The organism is Tunicatimonas pelagia (genome assembly GCF_030506325.1).
Lineage (GTDB): Bacteria > Bacteroidota > Bacteroidia > Cytophagales > Cyclobacteriaceae > Tunicatimonas > Tunicatimonas pelagia.
Window position 1 is genome coordinate 1,468,532 of record NZ_CP120683.1, and the last position, 23,260, is coordinate 1,491,791.

The 23,260-nt window shown below is 43.2% G+C and carries 27 protein-coding genes; 16 read left to right on the forward strand and 11 right to left on the reverse strand.

Going from position 1 to position 23,260, the window contains the following annotated elements; genetic code table 11:
* Window positions 1-15: 15 nt before the first annotated feature.
* From P0M28_RS06135 to P0M28_RS06155, 5 genes are all read right to left on the reverse strand, one after another.
* Window positions 16-780 carry a hypothetical protein gene (locus P0M28_RS06135; protein WP_302208767.1) on the reverse strand — a complete coding sequence of 255 codons (765 nt, stop codon included), beginning with the start codon at window positions 778-780 and terminating at the stop codon, window positions 16-18.
* 141 nt (window positions 781-921) lie between these two features.
* The gene (locus tag P0M28_RS06140) at window positions 922-1,947 is read right to left on the reverse strand and encodes a GntR family transcriptional regulator (RefSeq protein WP_302208768.1); all 1,026 of its coding nucleotides are present in this window, start codon (window positions 1,945-1,947) and stop codon (window positions 922-924) included.
* Window positions 1,948-2,034: 87 nt separating this feature from the next.
* Complete coding sequence (locus tag P0M28_RS06145; RefSeq protein ID WP_302208769.1) at window positions 2,035-3,594, reverse strand: Rne/Rng family ribonuclease; 1,560 nt, start codon at window positions 3,592-3,594, stop codon at window positions 2,035-2,037.
* A 392-nt stretch (window positions 3,595-3,986) separates the two neighbouring features.
* Window positions 3,987-4,799 (reverse strand): tetratricopeptide repeat protein, encoded by an 813-nt coding sequence (locus P0M28_RS06150; RefSeq protein WP_302208770.1) that lies wholly within the window; start codon window positions 4,797-4,799, stop codon window positions 3,987-3,989.
* Between the two features lie 49 nt (window positions 4,800-4,848).
* Entirely contained in the window at window positions 4,849-5,166 is a 318-nt protein-coding gene (locus P0M28_RS06155; protein ID WP_302208771.1) for an HU family DNA-binding protein, read from the reverse strand.
* Window positions 5,167-5,328: 162 nt separating this feature from the next.
* Here P0M28_RS06155 and mutY point away from each other — a divergent pair, with 162 nt between their 5' ends.
* The 5 genes from mutY (at window position 5,329) to P0M28_RS31040 (ending at window position 9,606) form a co-directional block, all read left to right on the forward strand.
* Window positions 5,329-6,387, forward strand: a complete 1,059-nt coding sequence (mutY, locus tag P0M28_RS06160) for an A/G-specific adenine glycosylase (protein WP_302208773.1) — start codon at window positions 5,329-5,331, stop codon at window positions 6,385-6,387.
* 129 nt (window positions 6,388-6,516) lie between these two features.
* The gene (locus tag P0M28_RS06165; protein ID WP_302208774.1) at window positions 6,517-7,017 is read left to right on the forward strand and encodes a single-stranded DNA-binding protein; all 501 of its coding nucleotides are present in this window, start codon (window positions 6,517-6,519) and stop codon (window positions 7,015-7,017) included.
* A gap of 118 nt (window positions 7,018-7,135) precedes the next feature.
* The gene (gldE, locus tag P0M28_RS06170; RefSeq protein WP_302210858.1) at window positions 7,136-8,461 is read left to right on the forward strand and encodes a gliding motility-associated protein GldE; all 1,326 of its coding nucleotides are present in this window, start codon (window positions 7,136-7,138) and stop codon (window positions 8,459-8,461) included.
* Between the two features lies 1 nt (window position 8,462).
* Complete coding sequence (locus tag P0M28_RS06175; RefSeq protein WP_302208776.1) at window positions 8,463-9,224, forward strand: alpha/beta fold hydrolase; 762 nt, start codon at window positions 8,463-8,465, stop codon at window positions 9,222-9,224.
* Window positions 9,225-9,252: 28 nt separating this feature from the next.
* Complete coding sequence (locus tag P0M28_RS31040; RefSeq protein ID WP_367281898.1) at window positions 9,253-9,606, forward strand: DUF6713 family protein; 354 nt, start codon at window positions 9,253-9,255, stop codon at window positions 9,604-9,606.
* Window positions 9,607-9,629: 23 nt separating this feature from the next.
* Here the strand turns inward: P0M28_RS31040 and P0M28_RS06180 are convergent, their stop codons facing one another.
* The gene (locus tag P0M28_RS06180) at window positions 9,630-9,839 is read right to left on the reverse strand and encodes a DUF2905 domain-containing protein (RefSeq protein ID WP_302208778.1); all 210 of its coding nucleotides are present in this window, start codon (window positions 9,837-9,839) and stop codon (window positions 9,630-9,632) included.
* A 26-nt stretch (window positions 9,840-9,865) separates the two neighbouring features.
* Here P0M28_RS06180 and P0M28_RS06185 point away from each other — a divergent pair, with 26 nt between their 5' ends.
* Entirely contained in the window at window positions 9,866-10,591 is a 726-nt protein-coding gene (locus tag P0M28_RS06185) for an SAM-dependent methyltransferase (protein ID WP_302208780.1), read from the forward strand.
* A gap of 82 nt (window positions 10,592-10,673) precedes the next feature.
* Here the strand turns inward: P0M28_RS06185 and P0M28_RS06190 are convergent, their stop codons facing one another.
* Window positions 10,674-11,267 (reverse strand): Uma2 family endonuclease, encoded by a 594-nt coding sequence (locus P0M28_RS06190; protein ID WP_302208782.1) that lies wholly within the window; start codon window positions 11,265-11,267, stop codon window positions 10,674-10,676.
* Between the two features lie 206 nt (window positions 11,268-11,473).
* On the opposite strand from P0M28_RS06190, the gene metK reads away from it, so the two are divergent.
* Window positions 11,474-12,778 carry a methionine adenosyltransferase gene (gene metK, locus P0M28_RS06195; RefSeq protein WP_302208783.1) on the forward strand — a complete coding sequence of 435 codons (1,305 nt, stop codon included), beginning with the start codon at window positions 11,474-11,476 and terminating at the stop codon, window positions 12,776-12,778.
* 115 nt (window positions 12,779-12,893) lie between these two features.
* Here the strand turns inward: metK and hpf are convergent, their stop codons facing one another.
* From hpf to rpsU, 3 genes are all read right to left on the reverse strand, one after another.
* Window positions 12,894-13,193, reverse strand: a complete 300-nt coding sequence (gene hpf / locus P0M28_RS06200; RefSeq protein ID WP_302208784.1) for a ribosome hibernation-promoting factor, HPF/YfiA family — start codon at window positions 13,191-13,193, stop codon at window positions 12,894-12,896.
* Window positions 13,194-13,279: 86 nt separating this feature from the next.
* Complete coding sequence (locus P0M28_RS06205) at window positions 13,280-14,164, reverse strand: tyrosine-type recombinase/integrase (RefSeq protein ID WP_302208786.1); 885 nt, start codon at window positions 14,162-14,164, stop codon at window positions 13,280-13,282.
* A gap of 56 nt (window positions 14,165-14,220) precedes the next feature.
* Window positions 14,221-14,415, reverse strand: coding sequence for a 30S ribosomal protein S21 (rpsU, locus tag P0M28_RS06210; protein WP_302208788.1), 195 nt, complete (start codon window positions 14,413-14,415; stop codon window positions 14,221-14,223).
* Between the two features lie 263 nt (window positions 14,416-14,678).
* On the opposite strand from rpsU, the gene P0M28_RS06215 reads away from it, so the two are divergent.
* Together P0M28_RS06215 and P0M28_RS06220 are read left to right on the forward strand one after the other, a co-directional pair.
* Window positions 14,679-15,992 (forward strand): UDP-glucose dehydrogenase family protein, encoded by a 1,314-nt coding sequence (locus tag P0M28_RS06215; protein WP_302208790.1) that lies wholly within the window; start codon window positions 14,679-14,681, stop codon window positions 15,990-15,992.
* Window positions 15,985-16,923: a UDP-glucuronic acid decarboxylase family protein gene (locus P0M28_RS06220; protein ID WP_302208791.1), complete on the forward strand. Its 939-nt coding sequence runs from the start codon at window positions 15,985-15,987 to the stop codon at window positions 16,921-16,923. Before P0M28_RS06215 ends, P0M28_RS06220 begins: the two co-directional genes overlap by 8 nt.
* Window positions 16,924-16,943: 20 nt before the next feature.
* Here the strand turns inward: P0M28_RS06220 and P0M28_RS06225 are convergent, their stop codons facing one another.
* On the reverse strand, window positions 16,944-17,657 hold the full coding sequence (locus tag P0M28_RS06225) for a pyridoxine 5'-phosphate synthase (RefSeq protein WP_302208793.1): 714 nt from the start codon (window positions 17,655-17,657) through the stop codon (window positions 16,944-16,946).
* A 171-nt stretch (window positions 17,658-17,828) separates the two neighbouring features.
* Between P0M28_RS06225 and P0M28_RS06230 the strand changes: the two genes are divergently transcribed.
* The 7 genes from P0M28_RS06230 (at window position 17,829) to porG (ending at window position 23,203) form a co-directional block, all read left to right on the forward strand.
* Window positions 17,829-18,278 carry a GatB/YqeY domain-containing protein gene (locus tag P0M28_RS06230; protein WP_302208795.1) on the forward strand — a complete coding sequence of 150 codons (450 nt, stop codon included), beginning with the start codon at window positions 17,829-17,831 and terminating at the stop codon, window positions 18,276-18,278.
* Window positions 18,279-18,283: 5 nt separating this feature from the next.
* The gene (locus P0M28_RS06235; protein ID WP_302208796.1) at window positions 18,284-18,823 is read left to right on the forward strand and encodes a CvpA family protein; all 540 of its coding nucleotides are present in this window, start codon (window positions 18,284-18,286) and stop codon (window positions 18,821-18,823) included.
* Between the two features lie 73 nt (window positions 18,824-18,896).
* Complete coding sequence (locus P0M28_RS06240; RefSeq protein ID WP_302208797.1) at window positions 18,897-19,661, forward strand: alpha/beta fold hydrolase; 765 nt, start codon at window positions 18,897-18,899, stop codon at window positions 19,659-19,661.
* Complete coding sequence (locus tag P0M28_RS06245) at window positions 19,658-20,323, forward strand: CBS domain-containing protein (RefSeq protein ID WP_302208798.1); 666 nt, start codon at window positions 19,658-19,660, stop codon at window positions 20,321-20,323. The genes P0M28_RS06240 and P0M28_RS06245 overlap by 4 nt, the downstream gene beginning before the upstream one ends.
* Before the next feature lie 10 nt (window positions 20,324-20,333).
* Window positions 20,334-21,209, forward strand: a complete 876-nt coding sequence (locus tag P0M28_RS06250) for an NAD kinase (protein WP_302208799.1) — start codon at window positions 20,334-20,336, stop codon at window positions 21,207-21,209.
* 133 nt (window positions 21,210-21,342) lie between these two features.
* Window positions 21,343-22,404 (forward strand): DUF6089 family protein, encoded by a 1,062-nt coding sequence (locus tag P0M28_RS06255; RefSeq protein WP_302208800.1) that lies wholly within the window; start codon window positions 21,343-21,345, stop codon window positions 22,402-22,404.
* Window positions 22,376-23,203, forward strand: coding sequence for a type IX secretion system protein PorG (gene porG, locus P0M28_RS06260; protein ID WP_302208802.1), 828 nt, complete (start codon window positions 22,376-22,378; stop codon window positions 23,201-23,203). Before P0M28_RS06255 ends, porG begins: the two co-directional genes overlap by 29 nt.
* Window positions 23,204-23,260 lie beyond the last annotated feature (57 nt).

The following is a 23,260-nucleotide window of genomic DNA, read 5'->3' on the forward strand; positions in this document are numbered from 1 at the left end:
CAGTAGTAGAACAAACTAGTCATAATTATCATAACGGCGACCACAGCGCGCGAAAGAATAGACAAATCTAAGGGCTACGTTAAAACTTTCATTGTTTCTGATTGGGGATAATCCAAGAATGCCAACACCATGTTGATTTTCCCACGATTCTTCTCGTAAATGGTAGATGTAGCCTACTCTGAAACCAATATCAAACCGATTTTTTTTATTCACTACAGCATAGAGTAATTCCAGTGCTGGTTGTACTGTTCGATTACTGGAACGGGCTAAGATAGCTTGCGAGCTATCTAACAAAGGACTTACGTTCCGATCAAAAATTGTTGCTCTGGACATTCGTAAGTCATACCTTGCGGTATTTAGGTCAGCCGATGCCATCAAAGAAAGTCTATTCTTTAAAATGGAAAAAACTGTACCCCTTATCCCGAAACCAATATAGTTTCCGTTCAAAGTGGATGACAGAAAAAGACGGTCTGCCCCAATTATTCTACTAAAACTGTTGGTAGCTAACACTGTAAACGTGTTATAGAGCTCGAAGTGAGTTAATCCAAATCCGACTTGGAAAGTAAAATTGTTAGTATAAGGGTCTAATTGAAGCAAATCGAGCTGATCCAGTTCTTGATTGAGCGTCTCGATATCCAAAAAATTAGACCCAATCTCAAATCCTACGACTACATGGGAAAAAATACTATACCCTTCTGTTGTAGGCTCATCTGGTAGCGGCTGAGCGAGAACGATGTTTAGCGTACAAAGGTATACAAATAGACAGGCAACTTTTTTCATGTGATTTAAAGAACAGATTTTCTTTAAAACGCATGCGTAACTTTTCAATTGTCTACGTATCAAGTAGAAAATGTAGATCATTCCCCTGCTGCTGGTAGTGTTCCATGGGTACACTCGGTCAAGCTTGGAGTCAAGAAGCTGCTAAAGCGATGGGCGGCGAATGAGGTAAAAGGGATTATGCACTTTTTCGCTACGCTTTTCTAAAATGAGTCTAGCAGCAGTTTCACCCATTTTTTCAAAGTCGGTAGAGATTACCGCGATACCATCGTGCAATACCTCCTTCAGCGGAGTATCGTTAAATGAGACAATGCCTACGTCCTGCCCTACTTTCAGCGAGTGGTTTTTGCAGTATTTAATTATATCTACCAGATCATCATCTTCAATAACCAAATATAAATCTTGCGGACGCACCAGCGTAGGGTCAAACACATTGGTAATGCAGTACTCAAAATGATGCTCAGTACAAAACCGCTTGAAACTGGTAATCAATTCGTGCCGATACTGATTTCCATCCGGAAAAACAAAGTATAGCTTTTTGTACTTATTGATTGCATCTAGCGCGGATGTTAGTACCCGGTACGTATCTTCTTCGAAGTTCTCGCAAACGGCTTTGTACTTGTTGGGTAATCCATCTATGTCTTTATCAATTAATACTAGCTTATCACTAGGGATTTTCTCTATGATTTTCTGGGTCTTATCAGAAAAGTCTTTGAAACAAGGGATGATAGCGTAGTAATTAAACTTCCCCAGGTTTTCGCTGATAATTCGCTCTAGCTTATTGGTGCTGTAATGATGCACAAAGGTTTCTACAACAGCATCGTCGCCCAGAGTCTCTACAAAAGCACTAACAATTTTCTTCTTATGAGCACTAATTTTGTTAATAGCAATTAGCACCCGCAGCGGCCCGGTTGGCTGAGTCGTATTCACGTAGTAGCCTTTGCCCGGCACCGAAACCAACACTCCTTCTTCCCGAAGTTTGTTGTAGGCTTTCTCTACCGTATCCCGCGAGAGGTAAAAGTCTTCGCTGGTTTCGTTAATAGAGGGTATCCGTTCGCCCTGTTTGAAAATACCCAGCTCAATATCTGACTTGATTAAATTAATTACTTGCTGATACTTCGGAATACGGGAGTCGCCAAAGATGATGGATTCATCGCCAGAGGAGGTCATGCTAATGTTGCTTTAGTAGGATAGTATGGATCAAAATACGGATTATCGTTGTATTCTCTGCCTAAAAATAAAAAAAGCCTGAATAAATCAGGCTTTTGGTAGTTCAATTTGCTCTCCGACTTTGTTATAGAAATGATATTCCATCATCCCTAAAGAAGAGTCTTTTTCTAGCCGAACCCACTTTTTGTACTTAAAGAACCAATCTACCTGCCTAGAGAACAAGCCATTAGTGAAATAGGCGTGCAAATACGGATGCAACGAAATAGTCAGGCTCTTCTCATTTTGCTTACTCAGCAGGTAGTCCACATCGCGCTCTACCTGATCGGAAATCAATATGGAAGGAGTAACCTTACCGGTACCTCCGCAGGTAGGGCAAATTTCTTTAGTAACAATATTCAGCTCAGGACGCACCCGTTGCCGGGTAATTTGCATGAGGCCAAACTTAGTAAGGGGCAAAATGGTGTGCTTCGCCCGATCGGTTTTCATCACCTCCCGCATTTTCTGGTAAACGGCCTTCTTGTTTTCAGAACTTCGCATATCGATGAAGTCCACTACAATAATGCCTCCCATATCGCGCAGACGAAGTTGACGGGCAATTTCCCCCACGGCCTGCAAATTCACGCTCAGAGCCGTTGTTTCCTGATCTTTCTCAGAGTTAGATTTATTACCACTATTCACGTCAATTACGTGCAGGGCTTCGGTATGCTCAATAATCAGGTAACCACCACCCGGCACCGTCACCGACTGTCCGAATAACGACTTTAGTTGCTTCTCAATACCGTAGTTCTCAAATAACTTGGTTTTGCCGTGGTAGTGCTTAACAATTTTTTCCTTCTTCGGGGCAATTGTCTGAATGTAAGACTTCACCTCTGAAAATATATCATCATCGTCGGTAACAATGCTGTCGAAAGATTCATTAAGGACATCGCGCAGTAGAGAAGATGCTCGCCCTACTTCGCCGATAATCTTCTCCCGAGGCTTGGCGTTTTGCAACTTTTTCATGCCTTCTTGCCAAGTTTCCACCGAATTACGAAGGTCACGGTCTAGTTCGGCTACCTCTTTACCCGAGGCTACGGTTCGGATAATTACGCCAAACCCTTCGGGTTTAATGGAAGATACTAAGCGACTGAGCCGCTTTCGCTCATTCTTATCGGTAATTTTTTTCGATATATTTACTACGCTCGAGAAGGGAACTAAAATAAGATACCTTCCGGCGATAGACAACTCACAGGATAATCGTGGCCCTTTCGTTGAGATGGGTTCCTTTACAATTTGTACCAGTACCGATTGGTTGCGATTCAGCACCTGATTGATTTTTCCTAACTTATCAATATCAGGTTCGGCATCCATCTTACCAAGATGTTGCCCATTATGTTTCTTCGCAAGAACACCCCGAACATATTTATTCAGTGTTCGGATCTGGGGTCCCAAATCCAGGTAGTGCAGAAAAGCATCTTTCTCGTAGCCAACGTCAATAAACGCGGCATTCAATCCTGGCACTACCTTACGGACGGTTCCCAAGTAGATGTCACCAACGGTAAATTTGTTGGTATCAACCTCCTGATGAAATTCTACAAGGCTCTTATCTCGTAAAAGTGCTATACGACATCCTTCTTGAGTTGAATTTATAACCAATTCATTGCTCAAGGGATTATTATTTTAATGATGTGGTGCTACTACTGCTTCAAGGGTAGTTTAGTTAACCCCGTTGATAGTAGAGTTTGAAATAAAAATGAAGGGTAGGTTAGCGCAAGAAAATGTGCAGCTTCCTACCCAATGAAGAGTCTTGTGTTACTTCTTCTTATGACGATTCTTTCTTAAACGCTTCTTACGCTTATGCGTAGCAATTTTGTGTCGTTTTCGTTTTTTTCCACAAGGCATATTCTTAATGTTTTAGTGAAACAAATGATTTTATACTTTTTGGTGTTATGGTATTAAGGTATTCTGTGTTATGATTCCCTGCTTTGTTATAGCTTACGCTTAACCGTATTAAACTTTAACACTCTAACACCATAATACTCAAACACTATATTGCTCAATTAAATTCTCTCCAAATAATTATCTACGTTAGCGATTACCTCAGGGTCGTCGCTAATTGTTTTAACGTATTCAAGCTGCTCACGCGATTTTTCATTCTCCCCAGCCTCCAAATAACTTACTCCCAACAAAAATTGCGCTTGCAAATTGTCAGGATTAATTTCTTTCACTTTTTCAAACCGCTCTACTGCCTTCTGGTATTGCCCCGACTGCATTGACAACAACCCTAAATTATAGGTAGCTAGTTCGTGATTTTCGTTGGTATCTACTATTTCACGCAGCATCCGAATGCCCGCCATTGGATTTGATGAGCCAATGTAGGTCATCGCCGATTTAGCCTTAGCATCTAGGTCGTCGGGGTCTGCTTCTATCACCTTGTCGAAGTAGAAACGAACTTTCTCTCCTAACTGCTGGCGTTGTCCATTGCTAATGGCTCGCATAAAAGCCTCGTAGTACATTTCTCCTGCTTTCTGCTGATCCTCTAGGGCTCCGGTTTGATTTGCTACTACTTCAGCATAATAGGAGGCACTATCATAGCGGTCGGCCCGCGCAAATAGCTCAACCAAAGAATTGGCAAAGATAGCATTTTTTTCGGTACTCTCATTAGCCAGATATAATGTCCGAAGGCTATCGGCTTCTACTTGTACGGCGGGAGCGAGGGGAGGAAGGTGAACGTCTTCTTCAGTTTCGGCCACCGGCGACGATGGTTCGCTTACTGCTTGCTCATCGTTGTCTACCACAATGCGGGGCAAACTGAATAAAGCCACTATCACCAGCACGGCCACCACCACTACAATCAACTGTTTTTTAGCCATAATCTAATAAATCATTGTGCTAGGCAGTAATGCCTGGGAACGGGAGCTATCAGCTAGGCTCAGTGACCTTGAGTTTTCCACTTAGCTTTTCGCTATTCTTAATTTTTTCTACAAAAACCTTAGATGGTTTAAAACTAGGCACGAAGTGTTCTTCAATAACAATGGCCGTGTTTTTAGAGATGTTTCGCCCAATTTTCTGGGCTCGTTTTTTATTTACAAAGCTTCCAAATCCGCGTACGTATATATTCTCCCCTTCGGCCATTGAGTTTTTAACTACAGTAAAGAATGCTTCTACAGTGGTATAAACGTCTGCTTTGTCAATACCGGTCTTGTCAGCAATCTGTTGAACTACTTCTGCTTTGGTCACGTTTTATCTAGGTTTTAGTTAAGTACTGGATTTTTGGCTGCTACCCGAATCTGGGGAGCGTAAATTTAATGGTAAATCATAAATTAGAAAAAAAAAGAGTTAAAATCTCCCCCATCTCTCGTGCATTCTTTAAAGATTCTATCTCATTACTAGCCAATTAGTTTGGAACGAACGCCTTTTGCCCAAGAAATTATTCAGTGGTACCAAAAACATCATCGCGATTTACCCTGGCGCCATACGCTCAATCCCTATCAAATCTGGTTATCGGAAGTTATACTACAGCAAACCCGAGTAGCTCAAGGACTGCCTTACTACCAAAAATTTGTGGAGGCTTTCCCTACGGTGTACGACTTGGCAAGTGCTTCGGAGCAAGAAGTGTTGCGGCTTTGGCAGGGACTGGGCTACTACTCCCGAGCCCGCAATCTACACGCTTGTGCTAAAAGTATTGTAGCCGATTACGATGGCGAATTTCCTAAAACCTACCAAGAGCTACTGAAATTGAAAGGTGTGGGAGTGTATACTGCCGCGGCCATTGCTTCTTTTGCTTTCAATGAAACCGTGCCCGTAGTAGATGGCAATGTGTATCGGGTACTCTCCAGGGTGTTTGGTGTCGAAGATGATATTTTATCCACCACTGGTCAAAAGAATTTTCGGAAGTTAGCGGAGCAATTGGTTCCTGAAGGGAGAGCCAATGTGTACAATCAAGCTATTATGGAATTTGGTGCACTGCAATGCACTCCAGCCAACCCGGCTTGCTTGCTGTGTCCACTATCTACTATGTGCTACGCCTATCAGCATGGTAAGCAAAAAGACCTGCCGGTAAAGATCAAGAAGGGAAAAATTAAAGATCGCTATTTGCACTACTTAGTAATAAAACTGGATGATAAGCTACTAATGAAGCAGCGACCAGCGAAGGGTATTTGGGCCGGGCTGTACGATTTCTATCTGATCGAAACTAACCAGCCGCAAAAGTGGGATGAGTTGGATGATTCCGTGTTGGGCGAACTGATGCAGCAGCAACCCCGCGTAGAAAAATCAGAACTATATCAGCACCAATTGTCGCACCAGCGGTTGCACGTCACTTTTTACACTCTTTCCTTAAATAGCCATCTAGTGCAGGAACCTCGCTATTCAGACGGTAAGTTCTACTCTCGGGAGGAAATAGAAGCATTACCCAAGCCTATTCTGATTGATAACTTTTTGCGAAATAACTACTCCTGACATTAAATAATTTACTAACTTGTTGTAGAGCAAATGACGATTGTTTTCTCAATTTTTGTCAACTTTGCTAATTGTTGGAACATTCACTTCGTTTTTTGAGTACTAAAATATAGATCAACATTAATCATTATGGCCGGAGTCAATAAAGTGATATTAGTAGGTAATTTAGGGGCTGACCCGGAGGTTCGTCATCTGGAGAGTGGCTCGAAGGTGGCTAATATCAGCATTGCTACCTCAGAATCGTATACCAACCGTAACGGTGAGCGAGTAGAGCAAACCGAGTGGCACCGGGTAGAACTGTGGGATCGATTGGCCGACCTCTGCGAAAAATACCTCGCCAAAGGGCGCACGGTGTACATTGAAGGAAAAATTAGAACCAACGAGTATCAGGATAAGGAAGGTATTACCCGCTACGATAAGCGCATTCGAGCTACTAACATGACGTTTGTAGGGGGAAGAAACGAAGAAGGTGGCAATAGCAATTACCAGCCTTCATCTACTAACACCTCCTCACCAAACGCTTCAGAACCCAGCCCGGCACCACCTAGCACTGCACCAGTGGCGAACACTACCAGTACCAGTAGTGCCGGAACAGCAGCCAACAGTGAGATGGATGACCTGCCGTTCTAATTGATCATCTAATCCTAATCTATTGGAACCTCCCTCAGACGACGGGGCTACCTCCCGCCTCTTCTCGCAATCGCCACTTTTTTTATTTACCGAGCCAATTTTAGCTGATCTAATCGCGGTGCTTGATCCTTTTTACTTAGGCATTGGGATACTTGTACTAGTTCTACTATTCTGTTCAGCTATGATTTCTGGTTCGGAGGTAGCTTTCTTTTCGCTATCGCCCGACGAAGTAGATACCTGTAAGGACAGTCAACATCCGGCTGAGCGCCATATCACCGAGCTACTAGCGCGCCCTAAATTACTACTGGCAACCATTCTGATTCTCAACAATCTAATTAATGTTGCTATTGTGACTCTATCGACCTACGCTACCTGGCAGTACTTTGGAAAAGATGCCGACGGCAGTGTGATTGTAGTTCTTACCACATCCATTACGGTTGCTATTTTATTTTTTGGTGAGATTTTGCCCAAGCAGTACGCGGTACATTACTCGCTAATTTTTGCCAAACGCACTGCTGGTGCTTTACATGCTTCCGCCCGATTTTTTAAACCGCTCTCTCTGACACTAATGTCGTTCAGCAGCCTGGTAGAAAAGCGACTAGACAGAAAGGGCTACCAAGTTTCGGTAGATGAACTGAACCAAGCCCTGGAAATTACCACCCGCAATGATAAAACGGCGACCGAGGAAGAAAAAGGTATTCTGAAAGGGATCGTTAACTTCGGCACACTTTCCGTAAAGCAAGTGATGCGGTCTCGTATTGATATTACCGCTATTGATATTGAGATTGACTTTCATGAATTGATGGACATTGTTAATAAAACGGGCTACTCTCGCCTGCCCATCTACCGCGAAACTATCGATAGCATTGAGGGTATTTTGTACGTAAAAGACTTACTCCCCCACCTCGATCAGGAAGACACCTTCACTTGGCAAGATTTACTACACAAAGGTTTTTTTATCCCGGAAAGCAAAAAAATTGACTCTCTGTTAAAAGATTTTCAGGAGAAGCGGGTGCATATGGCCATTGTGGTGGATGAATACGGTGGTACTTCCGGCTTAATTACGCTAGAAGATATTATTGAAGAAATTGTGGGTGAAATCAACGATGAATTTGATGAAAACGACATCCACTACAACAAACTAGACGATAATACCTTTGTGTTTGAAGGGAAAACCTCGCTGAATGATTTCTGTAAGGTTCTGGACGAAGATATTTCCCTGTTCGATAGCGTGAAGGGAGAAAGCGAGTCGCTCGGTGGATTGTTATTGGAGATTCACGCCAAACTGCCCCGAGCCGGAGAGAAAATTCAGCACGATAAGTACGTATTTACGGTGGTAGCGGTAGATAACAAACGAATTAAACGCATTCGGGTGTTCCGGCAATATCCCAACCCAATGCCTTCTCAACCTTCACCAAATATCAAATCATCCGTCAACCGTTAGCATGAAACTGCACTACCGCACCCTGGGCGAAGGCCCACCTGTTATTATTTTACACGGTATTTTTGGCACCTCCGACAATTGGCAAACCTTCGGCAAGCAATTGGCTACCGACTACCAAGTGTTTCTGATCGACCAGCGTAACCACGGGCTTTCTCCGCACAGCAATACCTTTGATTATCCGGCAATGGCGGAAGATCTGCACGAATTCATTCAGCAGCACCAACTAGAGAGTCCTATTATTTTAGGACACTCTATGGGAGGCAAAGCCGCGATGTTTTACGCAACAACGCATCCGAATGAATTTGATAAATTGATTGTGGTAGACATTGCGCCTCGCTCCTACCCGGTTCATCATCAGCATATTTTATCGGCCATGAGCGGGGTTGATTTAGCCTCAGCCAGCAGCCGAAGAGACATAGAAGATCAGCTCAAGCCTCACTTACCTGATTTTGGGGTGCGGCAGTTCATTATGAAAAACTTGAAGCGGGAAGATAATAATTCTTTTTCGTGGAAGCTCAACCTATCGGCTATTCAAGACAATATAGAAAATGTGGGTGTCGCAGTAGATACGGCAGCACCTGTAGAGAAAACTGTTTTGTTTGTCCGAGGAGAAAAGTCAGACTACATTCGACCGGAAGATGAAGCGTTAATCCAGCAGATTTTTCCGCAGGCTTCGGTCATCACAATAGAAAACGCCGGACATTGGGTTCATGCCGAGCAACCAGAAGCACTTTACAAAGCACTGATGAAATTTTTGGGATAGTAGAACAATAAAATTGAGGATTACCCTTATGATCGCTTTTTACCTTAGTATGGCCTTCTTAACGGTTCATGAGTTAGATGCGGTTAGGTGTAAGAAGTGGAGAATATTGCCCGGGCTCTCCTCACTAAATGATGAGTACGGCATGTTAGTATTTAATTTTGCTCATATCCCTTTGTTTATTTGGATTTTCTATAACCTTTCTAGCCTTCAAATCGAGTCAACTAGTTCATTTAGAACAGGCTTTGATATATTTTCAATAATCCATGTAGGACTGCATACGTTGCTGTTACGAAACCCAAATAATGAATTTAAGGATTGGGCATCTTGGGTATTAATTATTGGAGCAGCAGCTTTCGGATTTATCGATTTGTTGTTCAGGTAAAGCTGATTCAAAAGATATGATTTTCAACTAAACCGCCGAATAAAATAAATCACTAACGAGATTACTACACTCAACAGAATACTGGTTGCTAATGGAAAATAGAAAGTAAAGTTCTCACGCTTAATACGAATATCTCCCGGCAATTTCCCGATCATCGGAATACCATCTGAAAAATAGAAGAACAGTCCGAAAAGCACAATCACCATTCCGACTACAATAAGTATTACCCCCATATTCTTGCGTTGACTTCTCATTAACTATGCATGACGCTTCATCAAAAGGTATTATCTACCTAATTCCCACCGTAATCGCAGCGGACACTCAGGCTCAGGTCTTAGCACCACAAATTCGGGAAATTGCTAACCGGCTCACCTATTTCCTGGTAGAAAATGTGCGAACGGCTCGTCGTTTTTTAAGTTCCTTATCCATTCAAACTCCCATTAGCGAACTTCAGTTTGAACTACTTAGCAAAAAAACGGCAGCTACAGATTTACCCGGTCTAATGAAACCCGCTTTATCTGGCCAAGACATTGGCATTATGTCGGAAGCAGGTTGTCCGGGGGTAGCTGATCCGGGAGCGCGAGCGGTGGCTTACGCTCATCAACAAAATTTACGAGTGGTTCCTCTAGTTGGTCCGTCTTCCATCCTACTGGCCTTGATGGCATCTGGCTTTAGCGGGCAATCGTTTACTTTTCAGGGCTATTTACCGATTGATAAAACCCAGCGTATTCAAGCAATTAAACGATTAGAAAAGCAATCGCAACACCATCGGCAAACCCAGATATTTATGGAAACGCCGTACCGAAATAATCAGCTATTAGCCGATGTAGTAAAGCACTGCCAACCCAAAACCTTGATCTGTGTCGCTAAAAACATCAATGGTTCCGACGAGTACATTAAAACACAACCCGTTCACACTTGGCAAAAGAACTTACCAGACTTACATAAAGTACCTACCGTATTTTTGCTGTATTCGGTTAGGTAAGGTGTTATTGTGTTATACGTTAACTCAGTCATGAACACAAGAACACTTCGCACTATAACACATCTTAAACATCACACTAAGTCTAAACTTCCGTACGTGGACCCAGTAAATCATCTACACTTACCGTAGCAGACACATCCGGTACTGGCAAAGATAGTTCGTCGCCAGATTGTAAGATACTAATACTTTTGTAGGTGCCCGGAACCGGATTGCGATGCACCTCTATTTCGTGCTTGTTGACATTAACTAGCCACAATTCGGGGACACCAGCGGTGGCATACAGTGGCCGCTTTATTTCATAGTCTCGATTCCAAGTAGTATCGGCAACTTCTATCATTAAGAACACATCCTCTGGCTGAGCGGGCTGAGTGGCGTAAAAGTCATCACTTGGCTTCAGCAGGGTGATGTCCGATTCGGGTTCGCTATGATCGGGAATTACAATTGGGCTTTGCACTCTCACAATGGCTTGCTCACCTATCAGCCTTGTAATTAGATTACTAATACGATCAACAATAGCAATATGTAATATTCCAATGGGGCTCATTTGAATAATTTCTCCGTGAATAAGTTCTACCCGCAGTGGCGACTGTCGGTCGCGCTCGGTCAAAATACCAGCTTCAATCATCCGGTGGTAGGTATCCACATCAAATGTATGCCGCTCTAATGTTACTTCCATACTGTAGAGTTTTCAATACTGCTTTAATATACAAATTATAGGCATAATATTAAGTTTGAGTTTATCCGCATTTCATTAACTTTGGCTTCTAAATTTTACCGCAAGGTTTGTATCATTTCATTCTTTAGATTGCGTACATATTTCTACTAAATATTGATTCACAACTGTTTATTCATTATCCACTTTTCATTTTCAATTAGCATTATATGCCATATTTATTCACGTCTGAGTCAGTCTCCGAAGGACATCCGGACAAAGTAGCTGACCAAATTTCTGATGCTATCTTGGATGCTATGCTCACCCAAGATCCGAACTCTCGCGTAGCTTGCGAAACATTTGTTACCACTGGTTTGGTGGTAGTAGGCGGTGAAGTAACCACCACTGCCTACGTAGAAATTCCTGATATTGTCCGAAAAACGATTCATAAGATTGGGTATGACTCGGGCAATTACATGTTTGATGCCGATTCTTGCGGAGTAGTCGTTACTTTACACAGCCAGTCGCCCGATATTGCTCGTGGAGTAGATGAAGGCGAAGACAAAGAGCAAGGAGCCGGCGACCAAGGAATGATGTTTGGCTATGCCAATCAGGAAACTCCCGAGTACATGCCAATGGCACTGGCCTTCTCGCATCGGTTGGTGCAGGAGTTGGCGCGTATTCGTCACGAACAGCCAGACTTAATTCCTTACCTACGCCCCGATGCGAAGGCGCAGGTTACCATAGAGTACGATGACAACAAGCAACCTACTCGGGTGCATACGGTAGTAGTTTCTACGCAGCACGATGATTTCATTCAGCCGGAAAACGATAGCACTCAGGCCAAAGACGATGCCGAGAAGCAAATGCTGGCTCGCATTCGCGAAGATGTTATCGCACAGGTGGTAAAAAAAGTAATTCCTGAGAACTTACTACAAGACACCATTTACCATATTAATCCGACCGGAAATTTCGTAATAGGCGGACCGCACGGCGATGCCGGACTGACAGGGCGTAAAATTATTGTGGATACCTACGGAGGACGAGGAGCACACGGAGGTGGAGCTTTTTCTGGTAAAGACTCTAGCAAAGTAGACCGAAGCGCAGCTTACGCAGCCCGACATATTGCCAAGAATTTAGTAGCGGCTGGAGTAGCCAACGAAGTGTTAGTGCAGGTAGCCTACGCTATTGGAGTGGCCGATCCGGTATCGCTGCTGGTAGATACCTACGGTACCGCCCAGATAGATAAATCAGATGCAGAAATTGCTGAGATTACGCGCGAGCTATTTGATATGCGCCCGAAGGCCATTGTAGAACGGTTTGGCTTGAAGCAGCCTATTTTCTCACCTACGGCGGCTTACGGGCACATGGGCCGGGAACCCTACGAGGGCGAAGTAGCCATTGAAGTGATAGAGGTACAGCAAGAAGGAAACGTTAACCGAACGGTTAACACTAAAATTAACAAGAGCGTAAGCTTTTTCGGCTGGGAAAAGCTAGACTATGTGGATAAAATCAAAGCAGCATTTGGTATTTAAGCACTACAGGTTGGTAGCCGCCAACCTTGTTAGGTAGCACCTTGCCTACGCTTCGTTTTTTTTCTCCGTATGAAATAAAAAAGGATTTGGCTTCACCCAAATCCTTTTTTCTGGTTTAATACGCGGATTGTTTCTCTTTATGTTTTTTCAGTTGTCGTTTTAAAACCTCCACTGCATTGTCAGCAGCGGCTTCAAAAGAATCGCTCTGCTCTTTCACAAAAAGCTGGTTGCCCGGAATATTAAGTTTGATTTCCACGATCTTATTATCAACCGCTTCACCATTCTCGAGTTTTAGAAATACCTCTCCGTCTACTATTCGTTCGTAAATAGCTTCTAGCTTATCAACTTTTCGCTGAACGAAATCAATCAATTTAGAGTCAGCGTCGAAATGGACGGCATGCACTTGTAGCTTCATATCAAATAGGGTTAAGTAAAAAATACTTTATCTATCCAACTACTTTTACGTAAGAAGGATTTAAGAAATCTAAATTTCGGAAAAAATTAGGCTTTTGGATGAGCTTGCTTGAATATTTTTTTCAGCTGCTCAGTAGAATTGTGGGTGTACACCTGAGTGGCGGCGAGCGTTGCGTGCCCCAGCAGATCCTTAATGGCGTGCAGGTCAGCACCATTGTCTAGTAAATGGGTAGCAAACGTGTGACGCATTACGTGCGGGCTTCGCTTATCAATGGTAGTATACTGATCCAAATATTTTCGCACCGTGCGGTAGACCATCATGGGGTACAATTGGTCGCCCTTGTTGGTGACCAGCAGAAAATGGCTATTGCTATCGCCAGCAAAAAATTCGCATTTTGCTTTTACGTAATGTTCTATTAACGTAGCTATACTTTTCGGAAAGGGAATAATACGCTCTTTAGCTCCTTTACCACGCACCTTCAAGGTAGCATCAGATAAATTTACCAGATCAGTTTCCAGATTAATCAATTCCGATAGGCGGATACCCGCTCCGTAAAAAAGCTCTAAAATCAGACGGTCGCGGTAACCTGGAAAATCTTTAGTGAATTTACACTGCTCGAGTAGTTCAAACAGATCATTATTCTGCACAAAATGCGGTAGCGGATAGTTTGCTTTTAACGCTCGCACTTTATGCGTGGGGTTCTGTTTAATATACTCCCGCTGCTGAAGAAATTTGTAGTAAGATCGCAGCGTGCTAATTTTTCGATTAATTGAGCGGGCCGTATTTTGCTTGTTAGCCAAATCCACAATCCAGGCTCGAATCTCTTGGTGATCGGCTTTTTCGGTAGGCAAACCAGGTGCGTGATGCTTCAAGAAAGCATGAAACTGTAATAAGTCGGTATGGTAAGACGTAATGGTATGCGGACTGGCTCGCTTCTCGTAGGTCAAAAACTTAACAAACGTATCAATCATAAAAAAAAGGGCTAATGCCCTGAATATAAGAAAAAAACCAGCAAGTACATTACTTCCTAGCCATTTTCCATAGACTGCATACGCTGACGATAAGCGGCTTTGATTCGCTCAGTGCGACGAGATACCGAAGGCTTCTCATAGTGAGTGCGCGAGCGTAGCTCACGAAGTGTACCAGTTTTCTCAAATTTTTTCTTAAATCGCTTGAGCGCGCGATCAATTGATTCGTTTTCTTTTACATTTACAGTAATCATAAAATATTTTTTATTTTCGCGATTCTTTAACAAGTTTGCAAACTTACTAAATGATTCTAAGTCAGACAATGCTTTTACATTAAACTAACTTAGAACCTGGTCTAAATAACACTGTATACCGTAATAAGGTTCTTCGCAGTGGTAGTCACTTGTCAATAAATCGCTTTTTGTTTAATTAAATTATTGAAATAATATAATTTTATTACATTTTTAATATATTTGCAGTATACCATCTTTGTTTATAAACTAAACTATAAAAACTTATGAAGTTAGCAGTAGTAGGAACAGGGTACGTTGGTCTAGTAACCGGAACATGTTTTGCCGAAACGGGCAATACCGTCACCTGTGTTGATATTGATGAGAGAAAAGTAACTAAGCTAAGAAATGGCGAAATTCCGATTTATGAGCCTGGTCTAGATGCCCTTTTTGATCGTAATATTAAGCAAGGCCGCCTTCATTTTACCACCAATCTGAAAGAAGGTATTGAAGGAGCCAAAGTTATTTTCTTAGCACTACCTACTCCTCCCGGTGAAGACGGCTCGGCCGATCTACAGTACGTGCTAAAAGTAGCTTCTGATTTAGGTCCTCTTTTAGAAGACTACACTGTGATTGTAGACAAAAGCACCGTTCCGGTAGGTACTGCCGAGAAAGTACGGGCTAAGATTGCCGAAAAAGCTAAGGTAGACTTCAACGTAGTATCCAATCCTGAATTTTTGCGAGAAGGGGTAGCAGTAGAAGACTTTATGAAGCCTGACCGCGTAGTTGTAGGAACGAATTCGCCTAAAGCGCAGGATGTTATGGATAAGCTCTACGCTCCAATGGTGCGACAAGGTAACCCGGTAATCTTTATGGATGAGGCTTCGGCAGAACTTACTAAGTACGCTGCTAACTCATTCTTGGCTACCAAAATTACGTTCATGAACGAGATTGCCAACCTATGCGAATTGCTAGGGGCTGATGTAGACATGGTACGCAAAGGTATTGGTACCGACACTCGAATTGGGAAGCGATTTTTATTTGCGGGTATTGGCTACGGCGGAAGTTGCTTTCCTAAAGATGTACAAGCACTAGCCAAATCAGCCAAAGATGCCGACTACAACTTCAAAATTTTAAACTCAGTAATGGATATCAACAAAGGCCAAAAGACTCGCCTTATTGATAAAGCTAAGCAGTACTACGGTGGTGATTTAAATGGTAAAACGATCGCTATTTGGGGATTAGCCTTCAAGCCTTACACTGACGATATCCGAGAGGCTCCTGCATTGTACAACATAGAGCAACTGCTAGAAGCCGGAGCAAAAGTAAAGGTATATGACCCCGAGGCTATGAAAAATGTGCGGGAGATTGTAGGCGATAAAATTGAGTACTGTGTAGATGAGTACCATGCGGCCGAGCAAGCCGATACTATCTTCATCATGACTGAGTGGCCCATTTTCCGTACACCAGATTTCGAGAAACTTTCGTCAATTCTGAAAGGAAAGGTTATCTTTGACGGCAGAAACCTTTATGAACCAGATGCTATGAAAGAACTCGGTTTTGTGTACTATAGCATCGGAAGAAAAGACATTCATGAGTAAAAAACGAATATTGATTACAGGGGGAGCCGGATTTCTCGGCTCCCACCTTTGTGAACGTTTCCTGAAAGAGGGCTACTACGTCATTGCGATGGACAACCTGATTACCGGAAACATCAAAAATATTGAACACCTTATGCATTGCTCTGATTTCGAGTACTATCACAGCGATGTTTCTAATTATGTGCATGTCTCGGGCGACCTAGACTATATTTTGCACTTTGCCTCCCCTGCCAGTCCTATCGACTACCTACAGATGCCGATCCAAACGCTGAAGGTAGGTTCGTTGGGAACGCATAACTGTCTGGGACTAGCCCGAGCCAAAAATGCCCGCATTCTGGTGGCTTCCACTTCAGAGGTATACGGCGATCCTAATGTTCATCCTCAGCCCGAAACCTACTGGGGCAACGTGAACCCAATTGGCCCTCGGGGGGTTTATGATGAGGCTAAGCGGTTTCAAGAAGCCATTACAATGGCCTATCATACGTACCATAAGTTGGAAACCCGGATTATCCGAATTTTCAATACCTACGGTCCGCGTATGCGCTTAAATGATGGTCGAGCACTGCCTGCTTTCTTAGGACAAGCTCTACGCGGACAAGATATCACCGTGTTTGGTGATGGTTCCCAGACTCGCTCCTTTTGCTACGTAGACGACTTGGTGGAAGGCATTTATCGTTTGCTTCTGAGCGACTATCCGCACCCTGTAAACATTGGTAATCCTGACGAAATCAGCATCAAAGATTTTGCGGAAGAAATTATCAAATTAACCGGTACCGATCAGAAAATTGTGTACAAACCGCTACCGAAAGATGACCCTATGCAACGTAAGCCGGATATTTCCCGTGCCAAAGAAATCTTAGGCTGGGAACCTAAAGTGTCCCGCGCCGAAGGGCTGAAGATTACCTACGAATATTATAAAGAGCGAGCGTAGCCGAAAGCGGCCGTTATTAGCTACGCTAATTGCTTCCGATACATCTGAATAGTATTCTCTAATCCGTAGTAGAGTGCGTCGCAGACCAATGCGTGACCAATAGAGACCTCATTCATAAAAGGAATTTTCTCTTTTAGATAGGCTAAGTTTTTTAGGTCTAGATCGTGCCCAGCGTTAATTCCTAAACCCAGCTCTTGGGCTCTATTGGCAGCACTTACGTAAGAGCCAACTGCTTTCTCTCGATCTTTGGAATAGTAACTAGCGTAAGGCTCGGTATATAATTCAATGCGGTCGGTGCCTACTGAAGATGCCCCTTCTACAATTTTTACGTCGGGGTCTACGAAAATAGACGTTCTCACCCCCCATTCTTTAATTTGAGCGATAATGTCTTTTAGAAAATCAACTCGCTCCACAGTATCCCAGCCTGCGTTTGATGTGAGCACGTGCGGAGGATCAGGAACTAACGTGGCCTGGGTGGGTCGTACTTTCTCAATAATCTCTAAATACCGCGCATCAGGATAGCCCTCAATATTAAATTCGGTAGTTACTACATCCTTTAGTTGCATCACGTCATCGTAACGGATATGCCGCTCATCAGGTCGGGGATGCACCGTAATTCCCTGAGCACCAAACCGCTCAGCATCTTTGGCTACTTGCGTCACGCTAGGGTTATTTCCTCCGCGGGCATTACGCAACGTAGCAATTTTATTGATGTTTACGCTTAACTTCGTCATTACTTCAAATTTACGTATACTTGAAATCAATAATGAGTAGTGATTGATGAATAATGAATAATGTTCAGTGCTTCGTGGTACAAGCATCTATATTAGTCATCAGTCATCAGTCATCAGTCATCAGTCATCAGTCATCAAAGATCCATAACTTTATCAACTTAGCAAAGAGATATGAGCCTTAAACAGCAAGTAGAAGCCGACCTAAAAGAAGCCATGCGGGCCAAAGACCAAGATACATTGCGAGCCCTGCGAGGCATTAAATCTATGATTCTTCTGGCCGAAACTGAAAAAGGGGCTGAAGGTGAGCTTACCGAAGCTACTGAAATGCAATTACTTACTAAAGCCGCCAAGCAACGGAAAGAATCGTTGGAAACTTTTCAGCAGCAGGGGCGGGATGATCTAGCGGAGAAAGAGCAAGCCGAGCTAGAGGTTATTAACCGTTATTTGCCTCAGCCTATGACCGAAGAAGAAATAAAACAGGCTCTCCAAAAAATTATTCAGGAAGAGGGAGCCTCGGGAATGAAAGACATGGGAAGGGTAATGGGACGCGCTTCTAAGGACCTAGCGGGGCGCGCCGATGGAAAAACAATGTCTACTATTGTCCGACAACTTCTAGCTTAGTAAGTGTGACTGGCTGGGATTGGGCACTGGTTGTTATTCTTTTTTTGGGGGCGTACCGAGGATACAAAAAAGGTATTCTGTTGGAGGTAATTGCCATTATTGGCTTTGTAGTGGCTATCATTGCTGCGTTGCACCTTCTGCCCCAATCTACTGCTTGGCTAACTGACCAGTTTGGTTCGGAAAGCAACGTGCTGCCCATACTAGCGTTTCTGCTAACGTTTATCGTAATTGTTGTGGTAGCTACTATGCTGGGGCGACTGCTTAAAAGCGTTATTCATCTCACTCCCTTTGGTTTTGCTGATGAAATACTTGGTGCCGCTTTGGGAGCTATAAAGTGGGCGTTTATCCTAAGTTTACTTTTAGCCGGTCTGGATTGGGCAGAAATAGAGATAGAATCACTCAACAGTGGTCAGCTTTACGGATTATTGCGCCCGTTCTCTTCAGTAGTAATCGATCAGATTATTCTGTGGTTTCCGGCGGTGGAGGAGATGGTGAAAACTATTGACAACTTTTTTAAAGAAAAACAGTCTTTATCATTACATTAAGCTCACGAAAATCAAGATTGGTAAACGTATTGCCCTACATTTTATGTTTACTTCAAGTAATGACCTTTAATTTATGAATTATCAGATACACGAGAAAAATGGCTATCGGTACGTAGATGAAGGGGAAGGTGAGATTATGTTGCTGCTGCACGGTTTATTTGGTGCGCTGAGCAATTGGGCGGGAGTGGTAGAACGCTTTAAGCATCAGTACCGCGTACTCATTCCGATGCTGCCGGTTTACGACATGCCCGTACGCAAGGCGGGCTTAGGTGGGCTGCATACTTACGTAGAAAAATTTGTTGCTGAGATGAATATTCGCGACCTAACGGTAATGGGAAATTCACTGGGTGGGCATATCGGACTTATTTTTACCATTTCAAACCAAGACTTGGTAAAACAATTAATTCTGACCGGTAGCTCCGGTTTGTTTGAGAATTCTATGGGTGGGTCATTCCCCAAACGAGGGAATTACGAATATATCAAAGAGCGGGTAGAGTATACTTTCTACGACCCAACTACCATCAGTAAAGAATACATTGACGAGATTTTTGAAACCGTAAGTAGCATTCCCAAGTGTATGTCTATTGTGCAAATCGCTAAGTCTGCCCAACGGCATAATATGGCCGACAAACTTCATCTGATTGAAGTACCAACACTGCTTATTTGGGGGTTGAATGACACAATCACTCCACCCATAGCCGCCCATGACTTTAACCGTCTACTCCCCAATTCTACCCTACGCTTTATTGACCACTGTTGCCACGCCCCCATGATGGAACAGCCAGAAAAATTTAATGCTGTGCTATCTGAATTTCTAGAAGAACCCTCCTACGTATGAATACTTTCAACTTTGTTAATCCGCTAATACCAATACTCAAGCCGGAAGATAATATTGCCAAAGCTACTGCTTTGCTAGACGATCAAGTGCTAAACCAACTACCCGTCGTACACGAGGGGCAATTTCAGGGGTTCATCACCAGCGATATGCTATTTGATGATCTATTTGATCACTCTACTGTTGGCGAATATCAACTTAACCCCAACCAATGTATTGTCTATTCCAATCAGCACTTTTATGAGGTAGTAAAAGCATTTTCTGATTGTGACTTTAATATGTTAGCCCTTGTAGACGAGAACCAAGAGTACCTAGGTGCATTTGATGCCCAAGATTTACTGAACGCCTTCTCTAAAACCACAGCCGTTCAATCACCAGGTAGTATTATTGAAATATCTATTAAGCAAATTGACTATTCCCTGGCGGAAATTACTCGTCTGATTGAATCTGATGGAGTTAAAATTATGGGCTGCTTTCTGCAAAGCGATGCTATTGATTCCAATCTTATTCGGCTAACGCTAAAACTAGATCGTAAAGACGCATCGCGCACCGTTGCTACGCTGGAGCGATTTAGTTACAATGTTGTTTCTTTATTTCAGGAAGCTTCGGTAGCTTCGTACGACAAAGAGCGACTTGATGCATTGCTTCGCTACCTAGATATCTAAATGACCATGAATGAGGTTTGCGATTCACGGAAGAAAGATTAATGAAAATAGCCTAAACTGTATTCAACATCTGCTGGAGGAACTCCGCAAGCATCAAGCTGACGTAAAGGTATCTGACACTTTATTTACTCACCTCCAAGATTCTTCAATCAACCATCCGGCGGAGCTAGTGTACTCCGCTCAAACCGGTGTGCCGGACGTAGACTTTGTTGTTAGCATCGGTGGAGATGGTACATTACTCGAGACCGTTACTCACATTCGCAAAAAAGAGATACCCGTGCTGGGTATTAACGTAGGTCGCTTAGGCTTTCTGGCTACTGTACCCCAAAATCAGATCACTACAGCTATTGATGCCTTGTTTCGGGGACAGTATTCGTACGATCATAGAACACTGATAGAAACCCACGGAACGGCCAGCATACCTACTGCGCTTAACTTTGCCCTAAATGAGCTAACCGTTATTAAAAAGGATACATCAACCATGATTGTAGCTCACGCCTATCTGGATGATCGTTATCTAAACTCCTACTGGGCAGACGGACTTATTATCTCCACCCCCACTGGGTCTACTGGCTACTCACTGAGTTGCGGCGGGCCAGTCGTTTCACCACAATCCAGCAACCTAATAATTACCCCTATTAGTCCACATAATCTCACTGTACGTCCCTTGGTAGTTTCTGATCAGAGTCAGATTACTATTCGGGTCGAGAGCCGCAGTGATAGCTACTTAATTGCCCTAGATTCTCGCTCGTACGGGGTCAATAGTGAAGAATCTTTCCAATTACGTAAAGCTCCTTTTCAGGTTAAATTGATAAAGTTTGAAGGAGATGATTTCTTAGAGACATTACGTCAGAAGCTAAATTGGGGACTTGATGTAAGAAATTAGCTTTTAATAAGTTGTTTCACGGTATAAATCCCAGTAAACTTGCCCTGGCTATCTATACCTTATCACCCTTTATATGTTGACTATTTGTTTTCATCCTCGATCAGTTGCTGCACTGGCTCTTCTCGTTATATTCATGGTTATTAATCCGTGGAATAGTGAAGCACAAAATCGTCGAAAAAAGCGACTCTACCGCAATCAGAGCAGTCGGGTAGCTCAGTTCTCGGGGAAGAGATTAGCTTTCGCTAACGCGAAGCAGTATATCACGCTAGAAGTTTCGGTTAATGCCTTAAATTACTTCGGAGATATTGCACCCAAATCAAGCTTTGCCAGTACCGATATTTCTTTTACTCGCCCCGGCATAGGTGTTTCCTCTAGTGTTCGGTTAGGCCAATCTTTATCGGCTCGTTTGGGATTTATGTGGGGACGGCTCAGTAGTAGTGATTTCAGAGTAGCTGACCCTGATGACCAGGATGACGTTTACCGCTACGCTCGGAATTTACAATTTCGCAACAATATCAAGGATTTATCGCTAATGTTGGTATACGATATTTTTTCTAATCCTTACACAGTAACTTTGCGTCAATCGTTCACCCCTTACGTTTTTGCGGGGGTTTCGGTATTTCACCATAGTCCGCAAGGTTTGGTACCATCTGAGGCAGTGCTTTATCCGGATAATACCCTTTCGGCTGAACAGATACCCCAGTCGGGAGAGTGGGTAGCCCTAAAACCTCTCCAGACGGAAGGACAAAACTATTCTAATTTTTCTTTCAGTATACCGGTGGGGGTTGGACTACGGTTTCGCCTTAATCAGCTAATGGATATTGAAGCTGAAGTAAACTATCGCTTCTTATTTACTGACTACCTAGACGATGTGAGTACCGACTACGTAGACAAAGGCACGCTAGACGGTGATTTAGCCAGGATCATGTCAGACCGATCGCTAGAACCAGTAGATGTGATTTCGGGCGATTCCCGAGAGTCCCTATTTACCGATGCTACTAGTGGAATAAATACCAACTTAGCTACTTATACCGGAGCAGATGGCGTGGAGTACGTTCACCTACCGGGCTACGGCCAAGCTGGTGCTCAGCGAGGGAACCCTGGTGATAATGATGTTTTCTTAACAACTACAATCCGATTAGTAATTATGCTAGGCCGTAGCCCATTTGCTAATTCTGGATACCGCCCCCGATAACTACGAGCATTTAGGATATTCTTTCCAGATTTCTTCTGACTGGTTATACCAAAATGGGCGTATTGCAGTTATATTTGCAATGCAAAAGACTTTTCTGCCCTTTTTACCCATGAAATACTTAGGAGCAATACCGCTCATTCTACTACTACTTTGCTTGTCGGAGAGCAAATTGCTCGCTCAGCAAAATGAAATCGGGATTGGTATTGGTGGAACTAATTACACCGGCGATGTAGTTCCGGCTTTCGGAATGAGACATACCCGCCCTGGCGGTTTTATATTGTATCGGCGAAATTTCACTGACTACCTAAGTGTTAGGGGTAATTTTATGTTCGGTGGCCTAGCTGGTTCAGACAACCCACCGTTTGATGCTTTGGCGCAGCAGCGCGATACGGCTTTCAGCACTACCGTAGCAGAATTAACCGCCGTAGTCGAGTATCACTTTCTTGATTATAAAAAGAACATTAATTTACTGCGGTGGTCGCCCTACTTCTTTATTGGTGCCGGAGTCTCATTTTTTGGACCACCTGCTCCCGAAACTCCATCGCATAGCCGCCTTCAACCGATAGTACCAGTAGGCATCGGGTTTAAATACATTCTTTCACCGGAGTTTACTCTATCAGCTGAGGCAGGTATCCGGAAAACGTTCTTCGATTATATTGATAATGTATCGGATAGCAATTCTGTGGTGAAAAATTATGAATACGGTAATCGGTACAATAACGACTGGTACTATTTTATTGGCGTATCACTGAGTTATACCTTCTGGACCATCCCTTGTCCTTATCTCTTCAGCAGCTAATCGTACATTTAGCGATCTGTTTTTTTCTTCCCGATGTTGCGATAATTCTTCCTTCAA

Bases quoted from the DNA above. Each gene is read 5' to 3' on its own strand.
- P0M28_RS06135 (WP_302208767.1), bottom strand. From the start codon at position 780: ATGAAAAAAGTTGCCTGTCTATTTGTATACCTTTGTACGCTAAACATC.
- P0M28_RS06140 (WP_302208768.1), bottom strand. From the start codon at position 1,947: ATGACCTCCTCTGGCGATGAATCCATCATCTTTGGCGACTCCCGTATT.
- P0M28_RS06150 (WP_302208770.1), bottom strand. From the start codon at position 4,799: ATGGCTAAAAAACAGTTGATTGTAGTGGTGGTGGCCGTGCTGGTGATA.
- P0M28_RS06165 (WP_302208774.1), top strand. From the start codon at position 6,517: ATGGCCGGAGTCAATAAAGTGATATTAGTAGGTAATTTAGGGGCTGAC.
- P0M28_RS06175 (WP_302208776.1), top strand. From the start codon at position 8,463: ATGAAACTGCACTACCGCACCCTGGGCGAAGGCCCACCTGTTATTATT.
- P0M28_RS31040 (WP_367281898.1), top strand. From the start codon at position 9,253: ATGATCGCTTTTTACCTTAGTATGGCCTTCTTAACGGTTCATGAGTTA.
- P0M28_RS06180 (WP_302208778.1), bottom strand. From the start codon at position 9,839: ATGGGGGTAATACTTATTGTAGTCGGAATGGTGATTGTGCTTTTCGGA.
- P0M28_RS06185 (WP_302208780.1), top strand. From the start codon at position 9,866: ATGCATGACGCTTCATCAAAAGGTATTATCTACCTAATTCCCACCGTA.
- P0M28_RS06190 (WP_302208782.1), bottom strand. From the start codon at position 11,267: ATGGAAGTAACATTAGAGCGGCATACATTTGATGTGGATACCTACCAC.
- metK (WP_302208783.1), top strand. From the start codon at position 11,474: ATGCCATATTTATTCACGTCTGAGTCAGTCTCCGAAGGACATCCGGAC.
- hpf (WP_302208784.1), bottom strand. From the start codon at position 13,193: ATGAAGCTACAAGTGCATGCCGTCCATTTCGACGCTGACTCTAAATTG.
- P0M28_RS06205 (WP_302208786.1), bottom strand. From the start codon at position 14,164: ATGATTGATACGTTTGTTAAGTTTTTGACCTACGAGAAGCGAGCCAGT.
- rpsU (WP_302208788.1), bottom strand. From the start codon at position 14,415: ATGATTACTGTAAATGTAAAAGAAAACGAATCAATTGATCGCGCGCTC.
- P0M28_RS06215 (WP_302208790.1), top strand. From the start codon at position 14,679: ATGAAGTTAGCAGTAGTAGGAACAGGGTACGTTGGTCTAGTAACCGGA.
- P0M28_RS06220 (WP_302208791.1), top strand. From the start codon at position 15,985: ATGAGTAAAAAACGAATATTGATTACAGGGGGAGCCGGATTTCTCGGC.
- P0M28_RS06225 (WP_302208793.1), bottom strand. From the start codon at position 17,657: ATGACGAAGTTAAGCGTAAACATCAATAAAATTGCTACGTTGCGTAAT.
- P0M28_RS06230 (WP_302208795.1), top strand. From the start codon at position 17,829: ATGAGCCTTAAACAGCAAGTAGAAGCCGACCTAAAAGAAGCCATGCGG.
- P0M28_RS06240 (WP_302208797.1), top strand. From the start codon at position 18,897: ATGAATTATCAGATACACGAGAAAAATGGCTATCGGTACGTAGATGAA.
- P0M28_RS06245 (WP_302208798.1), top strand. From the start codon at position 19,658: ATGAATACTTTCAACTTTGTTAATCCGCTAATACCAATACTCAAGCCG.
- P0M28_RS06250 (WP_302208799.1), top strand. From the start codon at position 20,334: ATGAGGTTTGCGATTCACGGAAGAAAGATTAATGAAAATAGCCTAAAC.
- P0M28_RS06255 (WP_302208800.1), top strand. From the start codon at position 21,343: ATGGTTATTAATCCGTGGAATAGTGAAGCACAAAATCGTCGAAAAAAG.